We start from the raw sequence: 10330 nt of genomic DNA, 5'->3' as shown, positions 1-10330 counted from the left end.
GAGACCCATTTTGCCAATGCGGCTGCGGGCGGTGGTGGACCTTCCGGCAGGGAACTCGCTGCGGCGCAGCGGCTAGTGGATTATCGCCGCATCGATCTTGGGGGCCGCGCCGTGCGCTTTGGAGCGCCGGGCATGGCGATCACGCTCAATGGCATCGCGCAAGGCTATATCACCGACGTCGTCGCCGATCTGCTGCGCAATGAGGGCTTCGATCATGTGGTGGTGGAACTGGGGGAAACCCGCGTTCTGGGTACGCACCCGGATGGGCGCCCATGGCGCGTGGGGTTGAGGGATTCTGAGGGCGGCACGGGGCGGACGATCGAACTTGTCGATCAATCCTCGGCGACGTCAGGGGGCTATGGCACGGTGTTCGATGCGTCCGGCCAGCACCACCATATCTTCGATCCGCAAACGGGATTGAGCGCGAATTATCTCACCGAAGCTGTGGTGACCGCGCCGCGCGCCATGCATGCGGATGCGTTGGCGACGGCGCTGTTTGTGGCGGGGGAAGACAGGGCCGCGGATATCCTGGCCACAGCGCACGGTGCCCGGGCCCTGCTGACCCGCACCGATGGGGCGACGGTGACGCTATAGGGCTGTGCCACATAACGAAACCATCTCAGAAAGCGGCAATGGCCGCTCTAATTCTTTGTTCTAGCATCGACTGAAAACCGCGCCTGACCTGTTTGAACCAGATCAGGCGTCGGTTGGGTTGCTTACCCTTCAGCAGGGGGCACGGTGCGGCGCATTTCGACCGAGCGCGGCAGGACGATGCCGTAGTCATTGTCCCAGGAGTTGCGGATATAGGTCGTGATCGCCGCGATCTCTTCGTCGGACAGGATGGCCTCATAGGGCGGCATGCCGTGGTCCATGGCGCCGAACAGGACCTGATAGATAACGGCCGAACGGCTCTGGACGACATTGCTGCCGATCAGCGAAGGGCCGCCGCCGCCAGCACCGGCCGCGCCATGGCAGGCGGCGCAGTTGTTGGCGTAGCCGGTTTCACCTTCCTGCATCAGCAGGTTGAAGGTTTCTTCGTTGTTCGCGTATTCCTGCGCGGTCACAGGGGCGGCGAGCATTAGGCCCGAGGCGACAAGCGCGGCCAGCCCGATACCAAGTTGCTTTTTCAATGTTTCCTCCTTCGCAGTATAACAAAACTCGGATCCAAGTGCGCGTGTACGGGGCCGTTTTCACCACTTGCCGGAGGGCGCACTACTGGCGGTATTCGAGCAATTCCATCAAACGTGGTAATCCTTCTGGGCTGGTTTCGCAACTGACATTCGCACGCGGTTGGAGCTTGAAACTGGTCCAAGGTTCTGCGAGGATTAGCCGCAGAGGCAAATTCCCTCACGTCCTCACGCGGACTCCCGACAAGAGATTTAAACGGAAGCGTGAGCAGGTTTGCCCCGGGATAAATCCGTTGGGAGGACTTTATTAATGGTTATCCGAAATTTGGGATGGCTGAGGACGATGGCGTCCTTGGCATCAATCGTCGTTCTGGGGGCCGCAACGGCGACCGCCAATGACGACGTTCTGGCACTGTCGGCTGACCCGGCCAACAACGTGATGCCCAACATCACCTATTCAGGCCAGAACTTCAGCCAGCTCGATCAGATCAACCGCGATACGGTCAAAGACCTCGTCGTGGAATGGACCTTCCAGCTTGGCGTTGCCGACGAAGCCGAGGCGCCCCCGTTGGTGGTGGGTGACACGATGTATGTCATCACGCCCAAGCCCAACCGCGTCTATGCCCTCGATCTCAACGAGCAGGGCACGATCAAGTGGGAATTCCGCGCTGAAGCGGACAACCTTGAGCAGGTTCTGCCCGTGGCGTGCTGTGGCGCTCAGACGCGCGGCGTGAACTATGCCGAAGGCAAGATCATCTTCCAGTCGCTCAGCGGCCATATCTACGCCCTCGAAGCCGACACCGGAGCCTTGATCTGGGACGTGCAGGCGACCGATATCGACAACGCTGAAACCATGGTCGGCAACGCCCTGATCGTGGACAATCTCTACATCGCTGGCATGGCCGGCGGTGAGTACGGCGTGCGCGGCTATGTCGTCGCCTACGACATCAACACCGGCGACGAAGCCTGGCGCTATTACAGCATGGGGCCCAATGAAGAAGTCGGGATCACCGATCGCTTCAATCCGTTCTATGCGTTCGATCAGATCGACAATCCGGCGGAAGCATCCTGGTTCGAGGACAGCTGGCGCCAGGGTGGCGGTTCGGTGTGGGGATACTTCTCCTATGATCCTGACCTGAACATGTTCTATTACGGCACCGGTAACTGCGGGCCGTGGAACGCTGACTATCGCCGCGAGTGGGGCGAAGTCGATTTCGACGAGAACGGCATTCTGCAGAGCTATCGGTCCAACTATTGCGCTTCGATGCTGGCCCGCGATGCCACCACGGGCGAACTGATCTGGGCCTATAACATGACCCCGCAGGATCAGTGGGACCTGGACGAGCCCGGCGGAACCATCCTGGCCGATCTGGAAATCGACGGGGAACTGCGCCACACGCTGATCCGCGCCGCTCGTAACGGATATTTCTATGTCTGGGATCGTGCCACCGGTGAGGTCATCAACGAACCCTGGCCGTTCGTCTATCAGAACATCTTCTCTGGTTTCGACAAGGAGTCGGGCAGCCCGTCCTACCACATCGAAGCCATCCTGTTCACCGATCCCGAAGATCGTCTGCGCTACACCGAGTCGGGTGCGCTGACTGATGAACAGATCGCAATGAACCAGGAAGAAGCCGAACTGTACGGCGACGACGAAGTTGACGGTCCGATCGGTACTGAATCGGTGATCTGTCCGACGATTGCCGCACGTAACTGGGAAAACGACGCGTTTTCGCCCGATACCGGCCTGCTCTACACCAGTGTGCAGCTCGGGTGCCGTGCAATGCGCGTGACTGAAGGCCAGTACACCTACCCCGCAACGGAAAGCTACACGCTGTTCCAGTGGGCAGGCGAAAAGTTCTGGCTCGATCTCGACGGCAACGATACCGACGTCAAGAACCAGCTGCAGGCCAATGACCCTGTGACCGGCGAAACCGTCTGGAGCGTGGACTATGTCCAGCCGACCCAGGACCCGATCATGGCAACTGCCGGTGGTCTGCTGTTCGTGGGTGGCGACGACAAGGGCGTGCTGCGCGCCATCGATGCGGAAACGGGCGATACCGTCTGGGAATTCCGCACGGGCAACCAGTCCTCCGCGTCGCCGGTGACGTTCCTTGCTCCTGATGGGCAGCAGCGCATCGCCTTCGTCGCCTCGGCTCGTCCGGGCGTGGTGCAGGTGGCAGCTGATGCCGATCCCGATGCCGTCAACCGCTATCAGCGCGAAGGCAGCACTCTCTATGTCTTCAAGCTTAACAACTAAGCTTTTGCCGGGCCCAAAAGGCCCGGCAGTTTGAAGCCTTGGATTTTCTCGCCCGGCGCGCTCCGCTCGCCGGGCGATTTTGTCAGAACGTACCAGCACGATGACTGCGGGTGCGTGTCACGGCGTCACCGGCGTCACACGCACCCACCCCTTGCCCATGAACGATGCCGGAGAAACACTATGACCCCCACGAGCCGGCGCCCCGAGCGCAGACCCATCGGCCGCGCCATCGCCGCTTTCGGCGCCGCGGTCCTCCTTTTTTCCGGCTTCGCAGCCCCCGCCGCCACCGCATGGGAAATGCGTGTGTGCGCCGATGCCGATTACATGCCGCAATCCAATCAGGCGGGCGAAGGCTACGAGAACAAGATCATCGAAGTGCTGGCCGCGGATTTGGGCGCGGAGCTCACCTATCAATGGTGGACGTTGGCGCCCAGCATGGTCAGCGAGCAATTGCGCGAAGGCCATTGCGACATGATGATCGGCGTGCCCGATGGCGGCGACGGCGTCATCGCCACCATCGCCTATTACCGCAGCCCGTACGCTTTCGTTTATCGCGCCGACGAGGATTATGACGTCGCGACTTTCGATGATGAAATCCTCGCCGAGCTGCAACTGGGCACCACATCGGAAGGCACCAGCTCGCATCTGGCCCTGGCGCGCCGCGGGTTGCTCGACCGGATCACAGCGAGTTCCGAATTTGCCGGCACCAATGCGGGAGCCCGGTTTTCCGGCCTGATCGCTGCGGTATCGAATGGCGATATCGACGTTGCCGTGCCATGGGGGCCGGTGGCCGGCTATTACGCGGCGATGCAGGACCCGCCGCTCAAAGTGGTCCCTGTCCCTGAATTCGATATCCCGTTCACGCCGATGTACCACTCCATCGTCATCGCCCTGCGGATGGGCGATGAATCGTTGCGCGACCTGCTCGACGAAGCCATCGCCCGGCGCTGGGACGATATCTATGCCATTCTGGACGAGTACCACGTGCCCACGCTGCCCCTGCCTCGCCCCTCGCTTTCCATCCGGGAGCCGTAATCATGACAACGATCACCAGACGCGGCTTTCTGGCCGGTGCAACCGCTCTCGCCACTACCGGGCTCGGCACGCCATCGCTGGCCGCTACGCCTGCGGCTATCCGGATCGGGACCGTGTTCCCCAACCGCACCGGTGGCTCGTTCATCCGGGCCTCGGTCAATGATTTCATCGGTTCGGCCGGACGGATCGGGGCGTTGCTGGCCGATGCGCAAATCGGCAGATCCGTGGAAGCGGAAGGTTCGCGGCTCGATATCCTGCTCGCGTCCTCCCCAACGCCGGAAGCGGCGGTGCGGGCAGGCGAACGGCTCGTCGAAACTGGCGATATCTGCGCTTTGGTCGGCGGCATCGGCGAAGGGCAGGCCGAAGTGCTGGCCGAAATCGCCGCGCGGGCAAAAATTCCGTTCTTCAATGTGGGGGAAACCTCCGACGCTTTCAGGCGCGAGGCGTTCAGCCCGTATCTGTTCCATATCGAAGCCAGTGACGCGATGTATATCGACGCCATGGGCCAGCTCGCTGCGCAATTGGGCTATACGCGCTGGGCAGTGGTGTCCGACACCAGCGCCCGGGGCGAAGCCATGGCCGATCGTGCGGCACTGGCGGCGGAAAAGAGCGGCTGCACCATCGCCGGGACCATTTTGTTACGGCCCGCCTTTCCGGTCTATTTCACCGAGATCGACGAGTTGGCGACGATCGAGGCGGACGTGATTTTCGTGCTGGTCAATTATCAGGACCAGTTTCCGTTCACGGTGCAGATGGAAGAGAGCGGCATCCAAACACCGGTGCTGTTTTTCCCCTATACGATCACCCAAACCCGCGATTTCATCGCCGCGTCGCGCAATCGCCTGCCGATCCTCAACCCGCGCCACCGGGTGGCGCTGTGGGATACGACCGACACCAGGCCGGGGGCCGAGGAGTTCAACCTGCAGGTGCGGGCCCGCTATGCCGAGCCCGCCGACCCGACAGCGTGGTCGGCCTTCCACGCCATCAAAATCATCACCGATACGGTGCTGGCCACCGGCTCGACCGACGCCGAGGCGATGATTGCCCATCTCGAAGACCCGCAGACCAGTTTCGACGTTGCCAAGGGCGTCGGCGTTTCGTTCAGGCCGTGGGATCATCAGTTGCGCCAGCCGCTGGCGACTCTTGAGGTCGATGAGGACATTGTCTGGCGGCAGCTGGAATTGTCGAGCCGGATCGATATCGCCCGCTATACGGGCAGTCTGCCGGCAGGCGAGCCGGGGCCGGATGCTGCCGAGTGGCTCGATAGTCTGGGTGATGGACCGCAGACTTGACGCGGGCGTCGTTGCAACACAGGTGACCCTTTTTTGCGGGCGCATCGGAATGGATCCGGTGCGCCCGTTTTCGTGTCAGCGGCGGCGATTGAGCATGCGTTTGATCGACCACGCGGCCCAAACGGTCATCACCGGGGCGAGGCCGAAGGTGACCCAGAGGTCGGCCCAAAGCGGCAATTGCTCGAAGTCGAGCAGGACAAACCGCAGCAGATCGAGCTGGTAGCTGACCGGGTTGATATAGACCAGCGCCTGTATCCAGACAGGCAATTGCACGATCCAGCCGCCGCCGATGGCAAAGATGCCAAGCTGGCGCAGCTGGTCCCGTAGGGAAGCTGGAATGTCGAGAAACCCGACGCCGCCGATCACCCCGCGCAGCGGGAAGATCGAGCCCGAAAGAAAATAGAGCGGCTGGATGATCCCGTTCGAGATCGAGCCAAACCCTTCAAAAGTGCGCAGGCGCGAGGCGATGACCAGCCCGCCTGCGGTGATCGCCATGCCCATGAAAAACATCACCACCAGCGCCATGCCGATGGCTTGCGGGGTGACATGCATGTCGAGAAAGGGAATGAACAGCAGGGGGATCGAGCCCTGGATCATGGCGATGGTCGCGCCGCCCAGAACCTTGCCCAGCGTGACCGAGAGCATGGGCGCTGGCGACACGATCACGCTGCGTAGCAGCCCCACCTCGCGATCCCAGACCAGCGCTACCGCGCATTGGAGGGAACTGAACAGGATGTTGAGGGTGATGACCCCCGGCAGGATGTATTGGGAATAGGAATAGCCTTCGATCTCGCGCAGGGCGGCGCCAAGCCCGAACCCCAGGATCACCAGCCACAGGATGGTGCGGGAAATGCCGCCGAAAATCTGTGAGCGGTCGCGAAAATAGCGCAGCATTTCGCGCCGCCACATGATGGCGATGACATCGAAATCGAAACCGAGCGCTTTGATCATGGGTTACCGCGTGTGTTCGCCGCCGCGTTTGGCGAAATCGACGAGACGGTCGCGGCCGGTTGCACTTTCGTCGAACAATTGGTTGCCGGTCAGGGCGATGAAGACATCCTCCAGCGTCGCAGAGGGGCTGTTTCCGTAAGTCTCGATCAGCGCCATCGGGGTATCCACAGCCACCATCCGCCCCCGATCGATGATGCCGACCCGGTCGCACATCTGGGCTTCGGCAAGATTGTGGGTGGTCATCAGCACCGTCATGCCACGCTCGCGCAGGCTGGCAATCCGTTCCCACAAATGCCGCCGTCCCTGCGGGTCGAGGCCAATGGTGGGCTCATCGAGCAGCAGGACGCGCGGGGTATGCATGAGCGCCCGCGCCAGTTCGAGCCGCCGCTTCATGCCGCCGGAAAAGCTGCGCACGGGCTTGTTGCCCGCCTGGGTGAGGGAGGCCCATTCGATGGCCTGCTGCACCGCAGCGGCGCGCTCCCGGCGGGGCAGGGAATAGAGAACCGCGTGAATCTGAAGATTTTCCGCCGCCGTCAGGCGGTCATCCAATGCCGGGTCCTGAAACACGACGCCGAGGAGACGGCGCACCGCATCGGTTTGGTTCACCGCGTCATGGCCCATGACGGTGATGCGGCCCGCGCTTGGGTGGGTCACGGTCATCAGCATGTTGAGCAGGGTGGTTTTACCCGCGCCGTTGGGGCCGAGCAGGGCGAAAAATTCGCCCTGCTCGATGGTCAGCGACAGGTTGTCGACCGCCGTGTGGTCGCCATAGCGATACGCAACATCTGTGATCTCTATGGCGGCCACTTACGCTTGCTCCGATCAGCCGCCCAGGGCTGTGCGGATATTGGTCAGCGCGGTCTGCAACTGGCCACATGCTTCGACGGCGGAGATGTCATCGTCATCATCATCGTCGTCGTCATCATCTCCATCGTCCGCATCGTCGTCATCGTCGTCCCCGACATCGATCAGGGCTTCGAACATCTCAGACGCGGTGTCCTCGTCTTCGGGAACGAACAGGCTGGCAATACCCGCCAGTTCTCCGTCAAAGAGGTCGTAGAGCGCATAGATGGTTTCGCGCGCCACGGCTTCATTCTCGTCATAGACGGCGCAGGCCTCGCCGGCGAGCTCAGCCAGATGGCCGGCCAGCCGTCCGCCGTTCCGTCCCGGATAGAGGTTGGCATCGACCACCGATTCGATGATGCCGCCCAGCCGCTGGGCCGGGGCTTCGGCTTCTTCGGGGTTCCAGCCAGCCACCGATTCCGGCGGCTCGGCGACGGGATAGAGTTCATCGAGCGCGGCGATCATTTCCAGCGCGTCGGCGGCGTGTTGTTCGGAGGCCTCTGCTTCGATCTCGCCCCAGAGAACCTTGACTCGCTGCAAGGCTACCCAGCCATTGGGGTATTCCCAAGGCTCGTTTTCTTCGACGGCTTCCTCATAGCCTTCCGCCACGCCTTCTTCGGCAAGCAGAAGCTGGATGATGACGCCGCCGGTAAACGCCGGGGTGCCTCGCAGGTCCGCAGGGATCACCAGATCATAAGCTTCGGCTAGCAGGGCCCGGGCCTCTTCGATGGCTTCGGACGGGTCTTCGCCATCTTCGGCGGCATCGGCCACTTCTTCAAGGGCGTCGCGCAGGTTCTGCGCCAGCTCGGGATTGGCGGCAGCGAGCGTTCCTTCGAAGCGTTCGAGCGGCGCGCCCGTGACGTCTTCGATCGTTTCGACGAGTTCCTCGTGGTAGGGCACGTTGAATGTCGTTGCCAGATCGAGGCGCAGCCCGATCGATTCCAGACCATAGGCCTGGCTCATGGCCACCGTATTGTCAAAGAACGGATCGCCCGAATATTGCGCAAATCCGGCAGAGGGAGCGAGCGCGGCGGACAGGGCAATGACACTGAAAGAGAGGGAAAAACGCTTAATCATTGGATGGTACCAACCCGACTTCGACCGAGTGAGCACCACGGCCCACAGCGATGTTGTTGATGACAGTGAGGCTCTCGGTGTCGATCACCGATACGCTGTCCGACAGCCCGTTGGCGGTGAACACCCGGCTGCCGTCGGGGGTGATGGCGATGCCCCAGGGCCGGCGGCCCATCTGCTCGGTGATGGTGTCGATCACCTGGTTGGTTGCGGTATCGACCACATAGACCGCGCTGGTGCCGCCACCGGCGACATAGAGGCGGCTGCCATCAGGCGCGACGGCGATCTCCACCGGGCGCGAATCGAGGCCCAGATCGATGGTCGCGACGACCGTGTGGTTTTCGGTTTCGATCACCGAAATCGTGCCGCCGATCTCGGCAGTGACATAGGCAAAGGCACCATCGGTCGAGAACTCGACGACGCGGGGGCGGTTGCCGACCATCACGTGCTTGACCGATTCCATGGCCTGGGCGTCGATCACCGTCACTGTGTGGGTGGCTTCCGCCGTCACATAGACCCAACGCCCATCGGGGCTGACAGCGACGCCTTCGGCTTCGATGCCGACCCGGAATTCGCCCAGCTTGCGCCCGGTCTGGGCGTCATAGCCCGCGCCCAGCGCCAGCGCTTCGAGCGAGGCCCAGATCTGGGTTCCGTCGGGGCTGACGGCCAGGCGCTCGGGATTGCCGCCGGCGTTGAATTCGTTGACCACTTCGTTGGTGGCCACGTCCACGGCGATCACCTTGTCCTCGGGCGTCTGGCGCTCGGGATAGAAATCGCTGACCGAGATATAGACGATCGAGCCGTCGGGGCTGACGGCCATGCCGCGGGGGCGCACTTCGCCGGCGCGGTCGGAAATGACGATGGTGTCGATCACCTCCATGTTCGCGGAGTCAATCACCGAAATATCGGCGCTGAATTCGTTGGCGACATAGACCCGATACGCTTCTTCCTGGGCCCAGGCCGCAGCGGGCAGGGCCAGCCCGGCGATGCCGGCTAGTGCCATTGTGCGCAAAATGCGCGTTATCGACTGCATGGAAGTCCTCCTGATATATTTAGTCTTTCAAAAGTGGCAGCGGCTTTGCGCGGCGAGATCGCCCAACTGGTCCAGTCGTTCGACCGGGTCCGTGCCGGGCAGGTAAATGGCGGGCAGTTCGCCCACCAGCTGGGCCGCCAGCCGGGGCTCGGTGGCGTCCGGGTCGATATCGACAAGATAGAGCGGCTGGCGCATCTGATGGTCCCAGGGCCGGAACGAGGTGCCGATCCCCTTCCAGACGTCGAACACCGAGCCGGGCGCCGTGAGATAGGCAAAGACGCTTTCGGGGTCGGTTGCGCCGGTGAACATCGCCGCCTCGAAGAAGGCCTTGACCGCCTGGTAGGTGGCCCAGGCCGCCTGTTCCATGGGTTCGTTCCAGCGCTGCATGTAGCGCGCATTGAGTTCGCGCGCGCCATAGGCGTCCAGCGTCGGTTCCCAGGCAATGGCGCGCATGCCCGAGCCCAGAACGGGGGCTACAGCGCTCGATTGCATGAAGAATTCCCGCGTCTGGGCGGCCGGATCGGGAAAGCCGGTGACCATCAGGTCGAGCCCGGCCGCTTCGAGCGCCCCAAGGGCGGTGAGCTGAGCCTGTGCGGGCATGAGCAGCAGCACGAAATCGGCGCGGGAGCGCTCGATCGCGGCGATCGTATCGGCGTCGGGCGTCCCGTCCGCGGCCAGCGTGGCGGTGCCGACCTCGCGGGCGCCGAAATGGCGG

At 62.5% G+C, this 10330-nt stretch carries 10 protein-coding genes; 4 read left to right on the top strand and 6 right to left on the bottom strand.

The window, feature by feature from the left end; all coding sequences use genetic code 11:
* Positions 1–594: FAD:protein FMN transferase (locus tag VNS12_RS10260; protein WP_325487738.1), on the top strand; the 594-nt coding region annotated here is incomplete at its 5' end.
* A 122-nt stretch (positions 595–716) separates the two neighbouring features.
* Here the strand turns inward: VNS12_RS10260 and VNS12_RS10255 are convergent.
* Positions 717–1130 (bottom strand): c-type cytochrome, encoded by a 414-nt coding sequence (locus VNS12_RS10255; protein ID WP_325487737.1) that lies wholly within the window; start codon positions 1128–1130, stop codon positions 717–719.
* Positions 1131–1479: 349 nt separating this feature from the next.
* Between VNS12_RS10255 and VNS12_RS10250 the strand changes: the two genes are divergently transcribed.
* From VNS12_RS10250 to VNS12_RS10240, 3 genes are all read left to right on the top strand, one after another.
* On the top strand, positions 1480–3387 hold the full coding sequence (locus tag VNS12_RS10250; RefSeq protein ID WP_325487736.1) for an outer membrane protein assembly factor BamB family protein: 1908 nt from the start codon (positions 1480–1482) through the stop codon (positions 3385–3387).
* 180 nt (positions 3388–3567) lie between these two features.
* The gene (locus VNS12_RS10245; protein WP_325487735.1) at positions 3568–4422 is read left to right on the top strand and encodes a quinoprotein dehydrogenase-associated putative ABC transporter substrate-binding protein; all 855 of its coding nucleotides are present in this window, start codon (positions 3568–3570) and stop codon (positions 4420–4422) included.
* Positions 4423–4424: 2 nt separating this feature from the next.
* A complete protein-coding gene (locus VNS12_RS10240; RefSeq protein WP_325487734.1) occupies positions 4425–5714 on the top strand; it encodes an ABC transporter substrate-binding protein in 1290 nt (429 codons plus the stop codon).
* A gap of 75 nt (positions 5715–5789) precedes the next feature.
* On the opposite strand, the gene VNS12_RS10235 is transcribed toward VNS12_RS10240, so the two are convergent.
* From VNS12_RS10235 to VNS12_RS10215, 5 genes are all read right to left on the bottom strand, one after another.
* On the bottom strand, positions 5790–6665 hold the full coding sequence (locus tag VNS12_RS10235) for an ABC transporter permease (RefSeq protein WP_325487733.1): 876 nt from the start codon (positions 6663–6665) through the stop codon (positions 5790–5792).
* Positions 6666–6668: 3 nt separating this feature from the next.
* Positions 6669–7472 carry an ABC transporter ATP-binding protein gene (locus VNS12_RS10230; RefSeq protein ID WP_325487732.1) on the bottom strand — a complete coding sequence of 268 codons (804 nt, stop codon included), beginning with the start codon at positions 7470–7472 and terminating at the stop codon, positions 6669–6671.
* Between the two features lie 15 nt (positions 7473–7487).
* On the bottom strand, positions 7488–8585 hold the full coding sequence (locus VNS12_RS10225) for a hypothetical protein (protein ID WP_325487731.1): 1098 nt from the start codon (positions 8583–8585) through the stop codon (positions 7488–7490).
* Positions 8578–9615, bottom strand: a complete 1038-nt coding sequence (locus tag VNS12_RS10220) for a beta-propeller fold lactonase family protein (protein WP_325487730.1) — start codon at positions 9613–9615, stop codon at positions 8578–8580. The genes VNS12_RS10225 and VNS12_RS10220 overlap by 8 nt, the downstream gene beginning before the upstream one ends.
* A gap of 27 nt (positions 9616–9642) precedes the next feature.
* On the bottom strand, positions 9643–10330 hold a 688-nt coding region (locus VNS12_RS10215), incomplete at its 5' end, for an ABC transporter substrate-binding protein (RefSeq protein WP_325487729.1).

It is taken from the genome of Pelagibacterium sp., from assembly GCF_035555455.1.
Classification (GTDB): Bacteria; Pseudomonadota; Alphaproteobacteria; order Rhizobiales; family Devosiaceae; genus Pelagibacterium.
Note: the sequence above shows the minus strand (reverse complement) of the source record. Positions and strands in the feature narration are given on the sequence as shown.

Excerpts from the sequence above, each read along its gene's own strand:
- VNS12_RS10245 (WP_325487735.1), top strand. The coding sequence starts at position 3,568 with ATGACCCCCACGAGCCGGCGCCCCGAGCGCAGACCCATCGGCCGCGCC.
- VNS12_RS10240 (WP_325487734.1), top strand. The coding sequence starts at position 4,425 with ATGACAACGATCACCAGACGCGGCTTTCTGGCCGGTGCAACCGCTCTC.
- VNS12_RS10235 (WP_325487733.1), bottom strand. The coding sequence starts at position 6,665 with ATGATCAAAGCGCTCGGTTTCGATTTCGATGTCATCGCCATCATGTGG.
- VNS12_RS10225 (WP_325487731.1), bottom strand. The coding sequence starts at position 8,585 with ATGATTAAGCGTTTTTCCCTCTCTTTCAGTGTCATTGCCCTGTCCGCC.
- VNS12_RS10220 (WP_325487730.1), bottom strand. The coding sequence starts at position 9,615 with ATGCAGTCGATAACGCGCATTTTGCGCACAATGGCACTAGCCGGCATC.